21 protein-coding genes are annotated in these 17693 nt (G+C 38.7%); 6 read left to right on the top strand and 15 right to left on the bottom strand.

Going from position 1 to position 17693, the window contains the following annotated elements; genetic code table 11:
* Nucleotides 1-33: 33 nt before the first annotated feature.
* The 4 genes from ACS125_RS01255 to ACS125_RS01240 form a co-directional block, all read right to left on the bottom strand.
* Nucleotides 34-1404 carry a dihydrolipoyl dehydrogenase gene (locus ACS125_RS01255; protein ID WP_443270139.1) on the bottom strand — a complete coding sequence of 457 codons (1371 nt, stop codon included), beginning with the start codon at nucleotides 1402-1404 and terminating at the stop codon, nucleotides 34-36.
* Between the two features lie 82 nt (nucleotides 1405-1486).
* The gene (locus ACS125_RS01250) at nucleotides 1487-2683 is read right to left on the bottom strand and encodes a hypothetical protein (protein ID WP_443270137.1); all 1197 of its coding nucleotides are present in this window, start codon (nucleotides 2681-2683) and stop codon (nucleotides 1487-1489) included.
* A 106-nt stretch (nucleotides 2684-2789) separates the two neighbouring features.
* Nucleotides 2790-2894 carry a lipoprotein gene (locus ACS125_RS01245; protein WP_371864353.1) on the bottom strand — a complete coding sequence of 35 codons (105 nt, stop codon included), beginning with the start codon at nucleotides 2892-2894 and terminating at the stop codon, nucleotides 2790-2792.
* Between the two features lie 154 nt (nucleotides 2895-3048).
* Nucleotides 3049-3384, bottom strand: coding sequence for a TIGR01244 family sulfur transferase (locus ACS125_RS01240; RefSeq protein ID WP_002116083.1), 336 nt, complete (start codon nucleotides 3382-3384; stop codon nucleotides 3049-3051).
* Nucleotides 3385-3573: 189 nt separating this feature from the next.
* Here ACS125_RS01240 and ACS125_RS01235 point away from each other — a divergent pair, with 189 nt between their 5' ends.
* The 3 genes from ACS125_RS01235 to ACS125_RS01225 are packed head-to-tail and all read left to right on the top strand — an operon-like array spanning nucleotide 3574 to nucleotide 5326.
* Nucleotides 3574-4470, top strand: a complete 897-nt coding sequence (locus tag ACS125_RS01235) for an alpha/beta hydrolase (RefSeq protein WP_005309502.1) — start codon at nucleotides 3574-3576, stop codon at nucleotides 4468-4470.
* Nucleotides 4471-4908: a thioredoxin TrxC gene (gene trxC, locus ACS125_RS01230; protein ID WP_003655112.1), complete on the top strand. Its 438-nt coding sequence runs from the start codon at nucleotides 4471-4473 to the stop codon at nucleotides 4906-4908.
* Between the two features lies 1 nt (nucleotide 4909).
* Entirely contained in the window at nucleotides 4910-5326 is a 417-nt protein-coding gene (locus tag ACS125_RS01225) for an acyl-CoA thioesterase (RefSeq protein WP_151964273.1), read from the top strand.
* Between the two features lie 70 nt (nucleotides 5327-5396).
* Here ACS125_RS01225 and ACS125_RS01220 read toward each other — a convergent pair whose 3' ends face one another.
* The 3 genes from ACS125_RS01220 to ACS125_RS01210 all read right to left on the bottom strand — a co-directional run bounded on the left by ACS125_RS01220 (nucleotide 5397) and on the right by ACS125_RS01210 (nucleotide 6997).
* The gene (locus ACS125_RS01220; RefSeq protein WP_312825073.1) at nucleotides 5397-5903 is read right to left on the bottom strand and encodes a nuclear transport factor 2 family protein; all 507 of its coding nucleotides are present in this window, start codon (nucleotides 5901-5903) and stop codon (nucleotides 5397-5399) included.
* A 75-nt stretch (nucleotides 5904-5978) separates the two neighbouring features.
* A complete protein-coding gene (locus ACS125_RS01215) occupies nucleotides 5979-6473 on the bottom strand; it encodes a DUF4442 domain-containing protein (protein ID WP_004789063.1) in 495 nt (164 codons plus the stop codon).
* Nucleotides 6474-6508: 35 nt separating this feature from the next.
* Nucleotides 6509-6997, bottom strand: coding sequence for a YajQ family cyclic di-GMP-binding protein (locus ACS125_RS01210; protein ID WP_004789065.1), 489 nt, complete (start codon nucleotides 6995-6997; stop codon nucleotides 6509-6511).
* A 91-nt stretch (nucleotides 6998-7088) separates the two neighbouring features.
* On the opposite strand from ACS125_RS01210, the gene ACS125_RS01205 reads away from it, so the two are divergent.
* The gene (locus ACS125_RS01205) at nucleotides 7089-7403 is read left to right on the top strand and encodes a rhodanese-like domain-containing protein (RefSeq protein WP_002116171.1); all 315 of its coding nucleotides are present in this window, start codon (nucleotides 7089-7091) and stop codon (nucleotides 7401-7403) included.
* 37 nt (nucleotides 7404-7440) lie between these two features.
* Here the strand turns inward: ACS125_RS01205 and mnmC are convergent, their stop codons facing one another.
* The 4 genes from mnmC to ACS125_RS01185 are packed head-to-tail and all read right to left on the bottom strand — an operon-like array spanning nucleotide 7441 to nucleotide 10768.
* Nucleotides 7441-9324: an FAD-dependent 5-carboxymethylaminomethyl-2-thiouridine(34) oxidoreductase MnmC gene (gene mnmC / locus ACS125_RS01200; RefSeq protein WP_238612516.1), complete on the bottom strand. Its 1884-nt coding sequence runs from the start codon at nucleotides 9322-9324 to the stop codon at nucleotides 7441-7443.
* A 23-nt stretch (nucleotides 9325-9347) separates the two neighbouring features.
* Nucleotides 9348-9812: a hypothetical protein gene (locus tag ACS125_RS01195; protein ID WP_004789069.1), complete on the bottom strand. Its 465-nt coding sequence runs from the start codon at nucleotides 9810-9812 to the stop codon at nucleotides 9348-9350.
* Between the two features lie 4 nt (nucleotides 9813-9816).
* On the bottom strand, nucleotides 9817-10119 hold the full coding sequence (locus tag ACS125_RS01190) for a YciI family protein (protein ID WP_004789071.1): 303 nt from the start codon (nucleotides 10117-10119) through the stop codon (nucleotides 9817-9819).
* A gap of 34 nt (nucleotides 10120-10153) precedes the next feature.
* A complete protein-coding gene (locus ACS125_RS01185; protein WP_004789072.1) occupies nucleotides 10154-10768 on the bottom strand; it encodes a septation protein IspZ in 615 nt (204 codons plus the stop codon).
* 44 nt (nucleotides 10769-10812) lie between these two features.
* Here ACS125_RS01185 and ACS125_RS01180 point away from each other — a divergent pair, with 44 nt between their 5' ends.
* Complete coding sequence (locus tag ACS125_RS01180; RefSeq protein WP_443270131.1) at nucleotides 10813-11664, top strand: PHP domain-containing protein; 852 nt, start codon at nucleotides 10813-10815, stop codon at nucleotides 11662-11664.
* A gap of 6 nt (nucleotides 11665-11670) precedes the next feature.
* Here the strand turns inward: ACS125_RS01180 and ACS125_RS01175 are convergent, their stop codons facing one another.
* Both ACS125_RS01175 and radC read right to left on the bottom strand, forming a co-directional pair.
* Nucleotides 11671-12582, bottom strand: coding sequence for a bestrophin family protein (locus ACS125_RS01175; protein WP_151964278.1), 912 nt, complete (start codon nucleotides 12580-12582; stop codon nucleotides 11671-11673).
* A 61-nt stretch (nucleotides 12583-12643) separates the two neighbouring features.
* Nucleotides 12644-13363 carry a RadC family protein gene (radC, locus tag ACS125_RS01170; protein ID WP_151964279.1) on the bottom strand — a complete coding sequence of 240 codons (720 nt, stop codon included), beginning with the start codon at nucleotides 13361-13363 and terminating at the stop codon, nucleotides 12644-12646.
* A gap of 99 nt (nucleotides 13364-13462) precedes the next feature.
* Between radC and coaBC the strand changes: the two genes are divergently transcribed.
* Nucleotides 13463-14716: a bifunctional phosphopantothenoylcysteine decarboxylase/phosphopantothenate--cysteine ligase CoaBC gene (gene coaBC, locus ACS125_RS01165; protein WP_004789077.1), complete on the top strand. Its 1254-nt coding sequence runs from the start codon at nucleotides 13463-13465 to the stop codon at nucleotides 14714-14716.
* A gap of 67 nt (nucleotides 14717-14783) precedes the next feature.
* On the opposite strand, the gene secF is transcribed toward coaBC, so the two are convergent.
* Together secF and secD are read right to left on the bottom strand one after the other, a co-directional pair.
* The gene (gene secF, locus ACS125_RS01160) at nucleotides 14784-15749 is read right to left on the bottom strand and encodes a protein translocase subunit SecF (protein WP_081399420.1); all 966 of its coding nucleotides are present in this window, start codon (nucleotides 15747-15749) and stop codon (nucleotides 14784-14786) included.
* Nucleotides 15750-15757: 8 nt separating this feature from the next.
* Nucleotides 15758-17659: a protein translocase subunit SecD gene (gene secD, locus ACS125_RS01155; protein ID WP_174739417.1), complete on the bottom strand. Its 1902-nt coding sequence runs from the start codon at nucleotides 17657-17659 to the stop codon at nucleotides 15758-15760.
* Nucleotides 17660-17693: the final 34 nt, after the last annotated feature.

Here is a 17693-nt window from a genome sequence, read left to right as displayed (position 1 = left end):
TTCTAAATCAATATTAAATTAATTAGACTATCTTTATAACTGTCTGCGTGCATGTTTTAAAGCAGTGCGAAGACCTTCTTCTAGAGTAGGGTGATAGAAAGGCTTCTCTAGAATGTCATTTAACGTCAATTCTTCACCTATTATCCAGCTTAATAAATGAGCCATATGTTCTGTTGCTTCTGTAAATAATTCAGCACCAAGAAGTTTTTGGCTTTCTCTCTCTATATAAACCTCAATCGCACCTCTGTTTTTCCCAAGAACTATAGCTCTTCCTTGTCGTTCATAAGAGGCTTCACCTGTAATAAAGTCTATACCATTGTCTTTTAGTTGTTTATAACTTTGCCCGACGATCGCCATCTCAGGATGACTAAATACAATTCCTAATGGAGTAAGCGTCTTAACTGAATTAACCTGTGGATAATTCAAACAGTTATAAACAACCTTTTTCCCTTCATGTGCTGCCTCATGCTGCAGTGGTGTTGAGGTATAAGCATCACCAACAACAAAAATTGGATATGTAGCTAACTGCTTGGTTTTTGCATTTATAGGTAATAACTTATTATCTTTAATAGAATTATCAATATTTTCTAGTTTTAAAGTATCAATTAAACTTGTACGGCCTGTTGCCGCTAAAACGTATTCAACTTTGAGAGTTTTCTCTGTTTCATTAAGTTGGTAAGTTAATACAGCGTTTTCTTCACTGCATTTAACTTCATTTGGTAGAGTTTCGAATAGAATTTTTAACTCTTTACGTAGCTCTTTTTGTGCAAGTTGTTGAAGCCTAGGACTAGTAAGTACCCCAATCCGTTTACTGCGAGCAAAGATTGTGGTTTCTACACCTAAACGATGCATTGCTTGAGCAATCTCAAGGGCAATAACACCACTACCAATTACCGCAATAGATTTAGGTAGTGTTTTTAACTCAAATATTTGATCTGTTGTTATAAATCGATTTCCGAGTTCTTGCTTCCATGTTTGATCATAATTAGGGGTTGAACCAACCGCCAGAATAAAACTTTTTGATTGGTACTGTTGCCCATTAACTTCTATAGTTTGTGAATCAATAAAATGTGCTTTACCAGAAATTTTGTGTTCAGTAGGCCATTGTTCTACATCTTTTAATGTTGCTTGTGTAAAACGATCACGTAAAGTTTGTACGTGCTGCATCACTTGATCTGTATTAATTTTTGCAGATACATTCAAAGCAACCTCTTGAGCATTTTGAATGTCAAACATGCGGTTTGCTGTAGAGATGAGGACTTTACTTGGCATGCAGCCTACACGAGCACAAGTGGTATCCCATGGTCCATCATTTATAATTAAAATATTATTGGTATGTTTAACGGCTTCTTTATATGCGCTAATACCAGCCGTACCTGCGCCAATGATAATAATATCGAACATTGTCATTAAGCTATTTTAATAGATATTTAGAATATATAGAAAAACCCTCTTGAACAGAGGGTTTGGTTCTAATTATTTAGCTTTAAAATGTAAAATTTTGCGTAAAAGGTGTTTTTAAAGTGGTTGAAACAGTCCCATTTTGATTAATAGACTGACCTTCAATACTTATACCATTAATAACATGCTTAAAGTTTAGTGTAGTTCCATTCAAACTTTGTTTAAAAGTAAAAATATTTTGTCCTTCTAAATAAATACTGCCATTAAATTTTTGTGCGTTTGTTGTTGATGGCTCATTCTCAACGCGACTTCCTTCAAGGCTAGTAATACTTGGTAGGCTTAATATTTGCTGATTACCTGATTTTACTTTGTATGTCGCATTGTTCGTATTGCCTGGAGTTGAATTTACAACAAATGAAATTGGCTCTGCAAAAGGAACATTTGGATTATCATTAATAAGTACGTTGAAACCAGAACCACTCTGAACTACGTAGAGATCACCATCAGTTGATGTATTATCTTTATATACACTCATTGCACCAGTAGTAACTTCTTTTTCAGTCGGTTGACCTGTCTCTGGATCTTGAACAATAGTCGATGTAGTGATTTTATAATCACTTGTTGTTGAATTAATTAATATGAATCTTTTTTGCTTAGTTTGTTCAAGTCCCCATGACTGTTGGAATGGATACGCAAAGGCTCCAGTAATTGTTACATCTTGGAAGTTCTTATCATTATTTTCATTTTGAAAAATATAAATTCTGGTATTTGATTGATAATCCTCTAAATTTGGAGATGTATTGTCATTCGCCAGTTTAATATTTTTTAAATCATCTGCTGTAATATCAAAGTCCCAATCACTATATCCAGTGAGTAAACTTTTAATTTCTTCACCTTTAAATACATAGCAAGCGCGGTAGTCTGTAGTACTTTTAATAAAGCATTTATCACGATAGTGGTCGGAGTACTTGGTAAGATCTACTTTGCGAATATCTAAGGTTAACTTAAGTGGTCCTTGAGCGAAGGTGTCTAGTGCGTGATCAATGTAACCTTTTGATAATTTTTCATCGTTAAGATCATAGGCGCCAAACAAATATTTTCCTTCTTGCTTTACACTATTTAAAACAGAAGTAGCCAACTCTTGATCTGTTGATGGTGTGGTTGGTGTTGTTGTAGAGCCTGAACTTGAATTTTGGTTATAGTAGCCATCACCGCCACCTCCACCACAAGCTGTCAAAAAAGCAGCCAAAGTAATCCCACATACCCCATGAGTAAGTTTCATCATTATCCCCAATTAAAATGATAAGTTATTTAAAATAATTTTTTAGATTTATAAAATAACATATATTTCATGAGGTTGCTCATTATATTTATGAGCAATTAGCTAATTAAATTCTTGTACCCATAGTTACTCCAACCGTAGGTTTTACTTGCATTGAGGAGCATGCTGTAAGAATTAAACAGCTTAAAAGAGCGAATATAAATTTATTCATAAAAATTAATAATTGATTCAAAAAAGATTTAAATACTTTAGATCAATATTATTTTTAGTTCTGTTGAATTCGTGCAGAGATATGCAAAATAAGTTATCAAAAAACCCTACTTTAAGGAAGAAATAGGGTTTTATGGAATATTAATTTCTTAAAATTAGTCGTCTAATAAATCCATTTGTTTTGCTAATTGATATAGATTATTTGAACGGTTTCCTGTGCGGCAAAACATAAGTACAGGTTTTGGCAACTCATTGTAATGATTAGCAAAAGTACGTACATCGAGTTCTGTAATTTGTCCAGCTACAACAGGTTGATAAACATAGTCTAAACCTACTTGGCGTGCTGCTTCTTCAATTTGAGCACTTGTAGGCTGTTCTGGGCCGCCTTCCATATCTGGTCGATTATTGATAATCGATTTAAATCCTTTTTCTACAACTTGGCCAACATGCTCTGGACCAATTTGACCTGCGAAACCAACATTATCTGACATTTCGTCACTCCAAAATTTAACAAAACCTCTTATGCTGTATCATAGCATTAAGCTTAACCTGAGATACAAGACACTCTTGTGTTGTTCTGACTGAGAAAGTTATGTCTTATAGCTAAGTTATAAATTTTAAAAACGATCATCGCGCTATTTTAAAATTGGTTATTCATATTCTATTTCAACGGAGCACATATGCACGCTTATACGGTTGAGCCTTTATATGTTCCATGTGGTCAGGAAACGATCGCAGCTGATTTTTATATTCCTAAAACAAATAAGAAATCTGCCGTAATTATTATGGCCCATGGTTTTGCTGCGTTGCGTCAATTTAAACTCATCCAATATGCTCAGCGGTTCGCCCAAGCAGGTTATGCTGTTATTTTGTTTGATTATCGATATTGGGGTGGGAGTACTGGCAAGCCTAGAGAAATGGTCTCAATCAATTCACAATTAGAAGATTGGAAGACCGTTATTCAATATGCTTCGACCTGTAAGCTTGTAGATAACCGAAGGATTGTACTGTGGGGAACTTCTTTAAGTGGCGGATATGCACTAAGCCTAGCTTCTGAATTAAAGAATATTCAGGCAATTTTAGTACAAATTCCTTATGTAGATGGTGCTGAAACTGCCAAGCTCTATCCTTTGCAACGTTATCCTCAAGCATTGAAGTTATCGAGTCAGGATTATATGGGATCAAAGATGGGGCTTAATCCAAAGAGGTTGCCTGTGGTTGATCAACATAACTTATGCTTTATGCCTACAGCAGATAGTTATTATGGCTATCTATCGATTGTGAATCCTGACTATTATTGGAGCGGGGAAGTCCCAGCTCGCGTCTTCTTTAATTTGATGCGATACCGTCCAATTCAGGTTGTACGTCAGATTAATATTCCGGTTTTATTTATTGCAGCCCAAAAAGATTCACTTATTCCTATTGAGTCCAGTCGCGAAGCCGCGACAAATATTGCACCTTTTGTGAGTTATCATGAGTGGGATATGAAACATTTTGATATCTATCACGGTTCATGGTTTGAAAAAGCAGTGATAACCCAATTAGAATTTTTACATCAGCATATAGGAGTGATGTAAATGATTATTGTATGTGCATCGTGTGGTGCTAAAAACCGAGTTCCGGAAGAAAAACTTCCTGAGCAACCAAGCTGTGGGCAATGTCATCAGCCATTACTACCGCTTGCACCTATTGAACTAAATGAGCAAAATTTTAGTAACTACATCACGAATAGTGATTTACCTATTCTCATAGACTTATGGGCAGAATGGTGCGGACCCTGTAAAATGATGGCTCCACATTTTGCGCAGGTCGCAAAACAGAATCCAGGCGTTATTTTTGCCAAGATTGATACCGAAGAATCTCCTCGCTTGAGCCAAGCTTTTCATGTGAGAAGTATTCCGACACTTGTCTTAATGAATAAAACGACAGAGGTCGCGCGTATTAGCGGTGCATTACGTGCGCCTGAATTGCAGCAGTGGCTCGATCAACAACTTCAAACGAATTTCGGGAGCTAAGGTGTCAGAAGCTTATACCAAACCAGAAGGAATTTTATCCTTACAAACGATTGCCATGCCAGCAGATACAAACTGGAGTGGGGATGTGTTTGGTGGATGGATTGTGTCACAAATGGACTTGGCTGGAGCAATTCATGCAGAACGTTTCAGTCGTGGCCGTTGTGCTACGATTTCCATTAATCAAATGACCTTTTTGGTTCCGGTAAAGGTTGGTTTTGTCATTAGCTGCTATACCAAAATCTTAAAAGTTGGAAATACTTCTATTCAGATGCAAATTGAAGTTTGGGATAGTCATGATGACTCTCGTGCGCCAATACGTATTACTGAAGGGGTCTTTACTTTTGTAGCAGTGGATGTAAAAGGTAATAAGCGTCAAATACCCGAAGAAGCAAGACAAAAGTTTTTAGATACTCAATAAAACGTATAAAGCCTGAATATCAATATTCAGGCTTTAATTTTTAATTTCGACAAAGAACTCATTTTTAGAATTAAAACATCGTATTGGTATTTTTGCTTTGCTCTGGAATATTTTGTATCACATCCCAATGCTCTACGATTTTTCCATTTTCGACACGAAATATATCAATAATCGCTCTTCCTCGATCTTTTTCATTTTCAGTCGAATGGACATGTAAAACGACAAGATTACCTTCAGCAATCGCACGTTTAATCTCATTTTTAGCTTGTGGATTCTTTTGAAATTTTTCAGTGAAGAAATTAACGAAAGGTGCTTTCCCATCTGGTACATTCGGATTGTGCTGAATATATTGTTGACCAATATAACGGTCTGCATATTCTTTGACTTTATGTTTTAAAAAGACGCCTTCATAAAATTCGATGACTATTCTTTTGTTTTGAGCGCTTACTTTATCTATCGCTTCTGATTTGGTCGAAGTTAATTTACTGGTTTTAACGTGAGGTTCAGTCGCATGAGTCGTTATTGTTGTAAATATGAAACTAGTAAATAAAGAGGAAAGAATCAGTATTTTTTTCATTTTGACCTCAAGATACAAAAAATAATTTTTATATCTTGAGGCAAATAAAAATCTAAAAATACTTTAGATTAGTTATTATTTCTTACGTTTAGGTAACCATGCCCACAGCATCTGGCACTGGATTGGTTCATTGCCTGCATCATCAATGACTGTAACCGGAATCACAAGTTCACCTTTCTCATTAGCTGCAATAAACTTTTGCTGTTCAGCAGACAATGTTGCTGTAGCAGTCAAACCACCTTCAACCACTTTTAAATAATCTACATGCAATGATTTGATTAATAAAATGCGGTTATCAGGAATATGTAAACCCGTTAGAAAACCTGTTGCAGTTTCTGCTAAAAGAGCCATCGCCGCAGCATGTACTCCTTTAATATGATTCTGCATGTTTTTCTGGTTTTCTAAACGGACAGTAACGTGGTTTGAGTCTACTTCCAGATAGCGGATATTTGCTGTACCAACCATTGGCACGATACGACCAAACGCCTTGCTCCAAAGCGTGCTCCGAATACCTTTAGGGAATTTTGAAGTCGCTTTTACCAGTTTTGATAGACGATTGGATTGAGACATGGAATTACCTTAGCTTTGAATGTCACGAAAAGAGATTAATCTTTAAAGTTATTAAACTGTAATGGCACACCAAATTGCTGTTCACGTAAAAAATTCATGACTTGTTGTAAGGTGTCACGCTTTTTATCTGTTACACGAATTTTGTCGCCTTGGATAGAAGATTGCACTTTAACGCCACTTTCTTTAATGGCTTTATTAATTTTTTTTGCAGTATCTGAGTCAAGACCGTCTTTAAGTTTAATTACTTGTACAAAATTTTTGCCTGAAGCAGCAGCTTTTTGTGGATCAAGTGCTTGTACATCAATTTTACGTTTATAAAAGTGATTTTCTAACATGTTGTAAACTTGTTCACACTGGAAATCACTTTCTGTACTGATTTTAATTTCTTTATTTTTTTCGTTTATTTCGACTGAGACATCATGACCACGGAAGTCAAAGCGTGTTGCAATCTCTTTTTGTGTGTTTTGTACAGCATGATTAACCTCAAATAACTCTAATTCAGAGACAATATCGAAAGAAGGCATAGTTTAGACCTTTACAAAGTGAAAGAATATTTGAGATGCTAAGAGGGTTTTCTTCATTTGCCAAGTGTTGTTTACATCAAAGGAGTGCACAATGATCCGTAAACAAGAAATTACAACATTTGAATTCCCAGAAAATGCTGTTATCTGGGATGTCCGTGATACTAATGCTTATGCAGAAGGGCATGTTAAAGGTGCGGTGAATCGCCCGATTAATGATTTGAATGCTGATATTTTGAACCAGGTCTCTGCGGGTCAGCCGATTTATATTTTATGTGGTGGTGGTAGCAAAGCTCCTCGTGCAGCTGAGAAACTAGAAGGATTGGATGCCTCGCGTGAATATGTCGTGCTGATGGGGGGGACACGTGCAGCTCGTGATGCTGGCTTGCCTCTAGAGCAGGGCGCATAAAAAAAAGCACCTTCGGGTGCTTTTTTATTGAAGAGAACTATTGCGGTTTGTGTGGTTTGAAATACGGCTTTTTAGGTTTTACTTTTTTTTGAAATCTTTGTGGATTCAGTTTTTGTAATAAGCTGTCCGGTACTGGGCAAGCCTCTCCTAATATCTGGGCAACCAAGATCTCGCTGCATAGCGGAGCAAATAGAAAGCCCTTAGAACCAAGACCTGCAAAAGTAGCAATTCGACTATTCTCAAGCATTTTTCCAACAAGAGGAAAATAATCTAAGCTTTGTGCACGGATAGATGCACGGCCTTGCCATGTCGAAGTGGATGGTAACTTTTCTGCATATGCAGGGAATACACTGTGGATTAATTCAAAGTTATGCACATGGTCTTCGGGAAGCACATCTTCATCTTCACGATTTGGGTAAAAAGATGCACCTAAAATCATCTGTGAAGCATCAAGTTGCATGCAATACCCACCATAGCTATAAGCTTCATTTAAAGGCAGGGGAGCAAAAGAATTATTAACCCAACTCACTTGTCCGCGTATTGGTTTTAACTTTGGATAGCTTTCAAATAAAGCAGCACTTCCCCGAGCACAGCACACAACAACATGGTCTGCCTCAGCAATAACCTCATTATCAGTATGCAATTGCACTTTATTTTCAAAAGGAACCAGTGCTGTGACATGGGCAATTTTTAGAGCAATTAAAGGGTGTTGTAAAATTTCATCACGTAGTTGATGTGGTGAAACAGAACCCGCTTCGGTTAGTGAAATGCTAAAATATGCGGTTTCAAGTGAGTTTGTTGAGTGGGTAACAACTTCTGCTGGATATTGGTTTACAAGATCGAGAAGTTCATCCGCATTTTTCAATGCGATTTGTTGTATTTGAAGTGGACGGAATGCTTGAAAATTTTTATAAAAATTTAAGGCATGTTGCCAACTTAAAGTCATGAGATGTTCATGGCTTTGTTCAATCGGACATAGTTTAGGATTAAGCAATGCCAAAGGGTTTCCAGAAGCGCCAGATAATGCTTCTGTTTGCTCGTATAAGGTGACTTGATGCCCGCGTGCTGCAAACGCCCACGCCGTAGTTAAACCTGCTACACCAGCTCCTATAATCGCAATATGCTGCTGTTGATTATCCAATAGCTGAACTTGGTCTGATTGTGAGGATTCATCATCAGATTGAGGTGGATTCCAGATTGCTTTGAGCATTTCCCGTTTATGCCGAAAACCACGTGGACGAGAAATACTAACACCATGCGCTTTTAGCCCACGTTTTAAAACACCCGCGACACTAAAAGAGGAAAATGTGCTGCCATAGTCAGAAAGACGAACAATATGGTTTAAAACGTTTTGTTCCCACAGCTCTGGATTGCAAGAGGGCGCGAAGCCATCTAAAAACCAAGCATTTACTGCTTTAGTTTTAGCTATGCTTGGGAAAATGTCTTGTGCATCTCCTAGCCATAGGTCGATGCTAAAACGCTCGTTAGGAAAAGTTAAGCGATGACATCCAGCAATAGGGAGCGGATATTGTTCAATTAACTGCTCTGCAAGTGGTTTAAGCTCATCCCAGACATTTAAAGCACGAATAAGGTCAGCTTTACTTAATGGAAATTTTTCAACACTAATTGCATGTAAATGACTTTGATTATCTGGACGAACTTGTTGCCAAAGTTGCCAAAGTGCAAGAATGTTTAAACCCGTACCAAAACCGGTTTCTCCTACACTGAAATATTCAAAATCTTTTAGATGGGCTAAGCGTTCTGATAAGTCATTACCATTTAGAAAAACATGTCGTGTTTCAAGTAAGCCATTATCTTTAGAGAAATAGACATCACCAAATTGTTTGGAAATGGGAACTTCGATACCATCGATTAATTCCCAATCCAGTTCTGCTGTTTGGATACGGTTTGATACGTTCATTTGGTTTAATAGATTGCTTGGATTTACCACTGACGTCGACGTTTTGTATGGATATAACTAGCGATAAAGAATCCTAGCAATACGCCACCCGCTAAGGTAACCGCGCCATATAAAAACATTTGCGCACTACGTTCGCTTTGTAAGACTTGAACCTGAACAGAGAGGCTGTCGTTTTTTAACTGTAGCTCTTGGTTCTGAGCGAGTGCTTCAAGATTGGCATGTTCTAACTGTTTTAAGCGAGATGCTTGATCTTGAACTAAAGCTTTGATTTTCGCATCTTGCTGTTGTTTATTCTTTGCAAGTTGCTCAGCCGTGAGTGGTTTTGTTGCGGTCGACACCGTTGTAGAAGCTGTTGGAACTGGTTGATTCGCAGCCTGAGTTGAAGGCGCACTTGGAGGAGTCGTTGCTGGTGTGGCAGCAGGTTCAACTGCACTAGCAGTTGAACAGATCAAACACAAGCCAAGAAAGCTTTTGATTGCAGGGTGCATATGATTACCCTTTTGGAAATGCTTTATTAAACGGTTTTACATCAATATGAGCGTAAATGCCTTCTTTGAGAAATGGTTCTTCTTTTAACCATTCGTCTAATGCTTCGCGACTGTCGAATTCAACAATCATGGTACTACCATAGAAGCCTGCTTGTGGATCATTAGGATCTTTTGGCATAGCACCTGCTGTAACAAGACGACCTTCATCATCAAGTTTTTGTAAACGTTCGATATGCTGAGGGCGTATTGCTAAGCGCTTCTCTAGAGTTCCTTCGTTATCGGTACAGCTTAGAACAAAAAAAGGCATGTGATCGTATCTCTGTAATCAATCAGGAATCATTTTAAGCTTCAGGTGACTTAAAATGTTTACGTAAAATAATGAACTGAATAATGATAAATGAAAACATCACAATCATGTCACCAAATGCAGTGAATTCACCCCAATATTTTCCGCCATGAAATAAAAATGCAAAGAACACATGCAAACAAGACATCACCACAAACATGACTGCCCAAGCGAAATTTAGATTTTTCCAACCTTTTTCACTTAACTCTAAAATAGGATCAAATAAACGTCGTATGAGTGGCTTACGATCTTTACCAAACCAAGGTGAAACCAAGAATGCGCCTGCAAAAACCAAATTCAAAATTGCAGCTTTTAGACGAATATAGAAATCATCACTTAGCATGAGCGTGATGCCACCAAAAATCACAGTCATAAACAATACAAACCATTGTTGTTTATCTAAACGGAATTTTTGGAAAACAAATAGGGCACCATATACCACGAGCATTGAAATAATTAGACCAGTAGTTGCTACAAGAATATTATTATTATCTGCACCGCCAGCAGACCCGATCAGTTTAAGTAAAGGATGCTGTGCGTTAGCTGGATCAACTGTTTTATATAAATAGAAGAAAATAATTAATGGAACAAAGTCCAGAAGTGCTTTCATGTTAGAGTATCTGATCAGGTTTGGTGAATGGCATAGTATAAAAGATGCAAGGCATAGATTTACATACACATAGCAATATTTCTGATGGAACTTTGTCTCCGGAATTACTGGTGCAAGCTGCTATTGATGTGAATTTGCATACTTTGGCTTTAACTGATCACGATACAATGGATGGGTTGCAGCGAGCCAGAATTGCTGCGCAAGGTTATGATTTAAAAATAATTTCTGGTACTGAGATTTCGAGTCAGTGGTCACGCCCAACAACTAAAAAAAGTTATGGCGTACATATTGTTGCTTTAAACATGCAAGATGAAGCACCAATTTTAGAAGCATTAGAACAACAAAAAAGAGTTAGGGCGCAAAGAGCTAAAGTCATTTGCGATTTATTAGAAAAATGTATTGGTTTTCAGATTTATGAAGATGTTCTTGCCAAAGTTGAAGATCAGGCTGACCGTGTGACAAGAACTCACATTGCTAAAACATTGGTCGAGAAGAATATTGTAAGCCGCCCTCAACAAGCATTTGATCGTTTCTTAAAAGAGGGAAGACGTGCCTTTGTTAAGTTTGAAGGCTTAGGATTAAAAGAAACAATTGATGTGATCCATGAAAGTAAAGGGCTGGCGGTTTTAGCTCACCCAACTCGTTATGATTTATCTGCAACTAACATTCGATATTTAATTGAATTGTTCGCAACTTCAGGTGGAGATGCAATTGAGCTACCTCCACCCTTGGAAACGTTATCTACTCGCCAGATGGTCGATCGGATGATTGAGCAATATCAATTAGCTGTGTCGATTGGCAGTGATTTTCATGGTGAAAATATGCCATGGATTAAATTGGGAAATACACCTAAACCAACGGCTAATCAACAAGGTATTTGGGAACGTTTTCTCTAAGAGACTTTAGAGCAAATTGTTATCTTGAGCCTGAATTGGTGGTGGGGTAGGTTTACCCAAAGTTCCTAAAAGCTCAATTTCAATACTACGTACCATCGCATCTAAAGGTAAATCATTACTTTGAGTCCCGAACGGCTCTTCAATTTCCGAACTTAGTGCATCAAGTCCTAAGAATGTATATGCCAAAATTCCAACCAGAAGCGGTGTCGCTAAACCAAGCAAAGAACCCAGACTAAACGGCAACATAAAACAGAAAAAATAGACAGTACGATTGAGCAAAACTGAATAGGCAAATGGAATAGGTGTATTAGCGATTCGGTCGCAGCCAGTTTGTACGACACTTAAATCTGAAACATTTTTATTCATTTGCGCATAGATGATGTCAGAGATTTCACCCTCTTTAAGCGCTTGTAATAATTCCCAGTGAATAAGGCTCAACGTGTACTGAGGGGCATTATTTTGCTGATAGAGTTGGGTGAGTGCTTGCTGACTCATACCACTGGTTTGAATTAACTCAGTTGGGTTCGCAGTCTGACGACGTAAACGATCACGTAACACATTAGCAAAAACAATCACATGCTGAATAACACGCTCTCGACGAGCTTGAGTTAAAATACGGCAGTCACGGTCAAAATGGCGCGAAGTTGCAATTAAAACACCCCATAACTTTCGCGCTTCCCACCAACGGTCATAACATGCAGTATTTTTAAATCCTAAGAAAATAGAAAGTACGACACCAATGAGCGTAAAGCCCACCAAAGGAATTTCTGGAAAGCGGTACAGATTGATATATTCCACGCCACCAATGATTGACGAGATCAACATAACAACACCTAGAGAGGGAAGAATTTTAGGTAAAATCGTTCCTCGCCAAGAGAATAAAACTTTGAAAATACTAGGTTGATCACGAACAATCATTTTATTTTAAGCATCACTATTTTTGTTTTGATCTTCTAGGCTTAGTTAAGCTTTGTCAATATTATTGAACTGATCTTGTTGCGGGGTTGAGCAGTTGTTGTTCAGCAAATGAAAAGCTTCCTTCCGGGGAGATAATAAAATGATCTAGGAGCCGTATTTCAACAAGTTGGCAGGCATGTTCGAGTTGCTGAGTTAAGGTAATATCTTCGGCAGAAGGCTGCGCTGAACCAAATGGATGATTGTGTGCAATAACGAGTTGGCAAGCATGTTGTTGTAAGGCGTATCGTAAAGTTTGATTGACCGAGACCGCACAATGCTGCATTGAACCAAAAAATAGCTTTTTAAAATGAAGCTTTCTTAATTCTGGATCTAGACACAGCACGGCAAAGACTTCTTGTTTTTCACCTTTTAATTCATAGCGTAAATAATCTAAAACTAAATCAGAAGAGTGAAGACTAAGATTATTCTTGTGGAAGTGATGATCGAGATAACGCCGTCCAAGTTCTTTAACTGCCAGTAATTGAGAGTATTTCGTTGCTCCAATTCCATTAAATTGAGTTAATTCACTTAACGATGAATCAAACACTGCATTTAGGCTACCAAAGTGTTGAATGAGTAAACGTGATAATTCGACTGCTGAATGTTGCCTTGAACCTGAGCGAAGAAAAATCGCCAATAGCTCCGCATCAGAGAGACTTTGAGGGCCTTGTTGCAATAACCGTTCTCTTGGCCGCTCTTGTTCGGGCCAATTTTTAATAGAAGTATTCATATTCCCCAGCATAATTCGCTTAAAATTTTATTTTGTTTGCCCAATCAATCTTGGGTCTGCGCGTATTTAATGCTATTGTGAGCGCCACTGCAACAGTAAGGTATCCTGTTCGTGAGCTTTGATCTAAGTGTTATTCCTCATAAAAACATTGTTTTAGCTGTTACGGGCGGAATTGCTGCCTATAAAAGTGCCATTTTAGTCCGTCGCCTTAAAGATTATGGTTTTGACGTTCGCGTGGTCATGACCCATGGTGCTCAGGCATTTATTACTCCACTAACTTTTCAGGCTCTTTCTGGTAATCCAGTTCATACTGAACTTTTAGACCCTGCGGCTGAAGCTGGAATGGGACATATTGAATTAGCACGTTGGGCTGATTTATTACTGGTTGCTCCTGCAAGCTGTGACACATTGGCAAAATTTGCTAATGGTTTAGCAGATGATTTGCTCAGTACAGTATTTTTGGCAACAAAATCTCCTGTTTGGGTTGCACCTGCCATGAACCAGCAAATGTGGGCAGCCAAAGCAACTCAGCGAAACCTACAAACTTTGGTCGAAGATGGTGTGCATGTGATCATGCCAGATGCGGGTGAGCAAGCGTGTGGTGATGTCGGGTTAGGACGTATGCCAGAGCCAGAAGAAATTGCAAGGCAAGTCGCTGGGTATTTCCATCAGGCTCAACGTGCAATTGCTGAAAAATTTGGGTTGTTGGCAGGTAAGCGAGTTGTGATTACTGCTGGGCCAACACGTGAAGCAATTGACCCTGTTCGTTATATCTCGAACCACAGTACTGGCAAAATGGGCTTCGCTTTAGCTGCTGCCTGTTATGCTGCGGGTGCACAAGTAACTCTGATTGCTGGACCTGTAAGTTTAGATACACCGAATGGTGTAAAACGAGTAAATGTTGCTTCAGCAAGACAAATGTTAGATATCAGTATGGACTCGTTAGAAACAGGCTGTGATATCTTCATTGCAACTGCAGCAGTCGCAGACTATCGCGTAGCGGAAGTTGCCGAGCATAAAATTAAGAAGGCAGGGGATGAGTTGAACGTTTCCCTTGTGAAAAATCCGGATATTGTAGCAACCATTGCGGGTCAGGAAAAACGCCCATTTATGGTAGGCTTTGCAGCTGAAACACAAAATGTTGAAGAATATGCGGCAGGAAAGCTGGTCGCTAAAAAACTAGATATGATTGCATGCAATGATGTATCACGTGCAGATATTGGTTTTGCTTCTGATGAAAATGCGATGACAGTTTTCTTTGCTGAAAACTACCACATGAAAAAGCGTGAGTTAGAGAAAGCATCTAAGCAAGAAATTTCTCAACAGTTGGTTGAAGCAATTTCAGATGCATTGCGCCGTAAATGATATATATTTTAAATAAAAAAAACCGCGAATTAATCGCGGTTTTTTTATATGTCTTACTTTATCTAACTTAAGGAATGTCATCTTCAAATTCAGGTTTAACCTGAACGATGAAGTCCTGACGATTAAGACCACGCCATAAGGCAAAAGCTGTACCGATATAAATTGAAGAGTAAGTACCTACAAAAACACCAACAAACATTGCCACAGCGAACCAGTGTAAGCCATCACCACCTAAGAACATCATTGCTAGAACTACAAGCAATAAGGTCATTGATGTATGAATGGTACGACGTAAAGTTTCGGTTAAAGCAATATCGACGATTTCACGAGGAGTCGCACCGCGAATTTTACGGAAATTTTCACGGATACGGTCTGACACTACAATGTTATCGTTAAGCGAGAAGCCAATAACAGCAAGTACCGCAGCTAAAACTGTAAGGTCAAACGGCCACTGGAATAATGCAAAAGCACCAATAATAATGATGATGTCGTGGAATAAAGACATCACGGCACCCATCGCGAGTTTAAACTCGAAACGGATCGTCACGTAAATCAACATTAAAATAAGAGCAAGCGCAACAGCACCAGCAGAGCGAACATAAAGCTCGTTACCTACTTGACCACCTACAGAGTCTACTTTATGAACTTCTGCGGTATTATTTGGCAACTGTACAGCCTTGGTGATGGCATTTGTAAGGTCTTCAACCTTAACTTCTTGTACTGGCATGCGCACAAGTAAGTCTTTATTACTACCAAGTGTCTGTACTACAGCATCTTTAAAACCAGCTTTGTCGAGTGCTTGAATAACTTCTGACTGATTGGCTGGTTGAGCATAGTTAAGCTCAGCTGAAACACCACCTGTAAAGTCCAAACCTAAGTTAAGACCTTTAGTCGCAATAAAGAAAATACTCGCTAACGTAATCAGGATCGAGAAGATTGCCGCAGGTTTAGCAATCTTCATGAACGGGATGATTTTTGCATCATCCGGACGTCCATATTGTTTTGAATCTTGTTGAGTCACTTTAGTCATCATCGATCTCCTTAAATGCTCAACTTTTTCAAATTACGGCGTTTACCATAAATGATTTGTACAATTGCGCGAGTCACTGTAATTGCAGTAAACATCGAACATACGATACCAATCATTAATGTTACGGCGAAACCTTTGATCGGGCCTGTACCAATTGCAAACAAAATGAAAGCAACAAGGAACGTTGTTAAGTTCGAGTCAAAAATCGTGTTATAGGCTCGATCATAACCGGCCACAATGGCCTGTTTGGGCGAGGCTCCCCAGAGCATTTCTTCTCGAATACGCTCACATATCAGTACGTTCGCATCGACAGCCATACCAATGGTAATAACGATACCCGCAATACCTGGTAAGGTGAGGGAAGCCCCTATCCAAGACATGACTGTTAAAATCATTGCCAAGTTAACAACAAGTGCAAAGTTAGCGATTAAACCGAATACACGGAAGAAGACCACCATCCAGATTGCAACAAGCAAGAAGCCGATTTGAGTTGATAATACGCCTTTATCAATATTTTCTTGACCAAGACTTGGACCAACCACACGTTCTTCAACAAAGTACATTGGCGCTGCCAAAGCACCTGCACGTAGCATTAATGCAAGTTCTGATGCTTCTTGAGGAGAACTTAAACCGGTAATACGGAAAGTTGAACCTAAAACGGCTTGAACTGTTGCAGCATTAATAACTACAGATTCAGTGTATGGAGTACGAACTTCTGTTTGTGCACCAGTTTTAGGATCTGTGACATAAGTAATTTTTTGCTTATTTTCGATGAACAATACCGCCATGCGTTTACCAACAGCATTACGAGTTGCATCGGACATAAGCTTACCGCCAGCACTGTCGAGGGTAATATTTACCTCGGCACCACCAGAGTCTTGGCTAAAGCCAGAACTTGCATTTTGAACACGCTCACCAGTTAAGATACGGTTACGTTGCAACAAAAGTTGACGACCGCTATCCAAAGACTCATAAGCAAAAACTTCTGTGCCCGGAGGTAAAGGTTGACCATTATATTTACCTGTATATGGGTCAATATATTGATCATTTGAGTCAGAAACTAAACGGAATTCGAGGTTTGCAGTACGGCCTAAAACACGTTTAGCTTCAGCTGTATCTTGCACACCTGGTAATTCAACAACAATACGGTTGCTACCCTGACTTTGTACCAATGCTTCTGCAACACCAAGTTCGTTAATACGATTACGTAATGTTGTTAAGTTTTGGTTTACCGCATATGACTGGATTTCCTGACGACGTACATCTGTATAAGTAAGCTTTAAAGTAGAACCTGTAGAGCTTGCTAATGCCTGTTGAGTATATTCATTCCCATTACGACGTAAAAAATCCATTGCTGCATCACGGTCAGCATTGTCAGCAAATTGAACAGTGATTACATTGTTTGTTAATGCAAGACTATTAAATTTGATTTTGTTTTCACGGAACTGACGACGCAAATCGGTGGCAGAGGTTTCCATACGTTGGGCAACGGCTTTGTCCATATCTACTTCAAGCAAGAAGTGGACACCACCACGTAAGTCCAAACCAAGTTTCATTGGTTTTGCGCCAATCTTTTGCAGCCATTCCGGTGTGGTTGGGGCAAGGTTTAGGGCGACAACATATTGATCACCTAAGTCACGGCGTAATACTTCTTTTGCTTTCAACTGTGCTTCAGAAGAGCTGACACGCAAGAGGGCAGCATTATTTGTAAAAGTATTATCGTGGCTTGCAATATTTGCTGTTTTTAAAATTTGCTCTGCTTTTTGCACCACACTTTGATCAATTTGGGTACCAGCTTTGGCACCGGAAATTTGAACGGCGGGCTCATCCGGATATAGACTAGGCAGTGCGTATAATGTACTGACTACCAGAACAACCAGAATCAGTAAATATTTCCATGCAGGGTAACGCATTCGCTTTCTTCTTAAATGAAAAAGTCGTGCTAAA

It is taken from the genome of Acinetobacter sp. PFS20 (assembly GCF_052261015.1).
Taxonomy (GTDB): Bacteria; Pseudomonadota; Gammaproteobacteria; order Pseudomonadales; family Moraxellaceae; genus Acinetobacter.
Note: the sequence above shows the minus strand (reverse complement) of the source record. Positions and strands in the feature narration are given on the sequence as shown.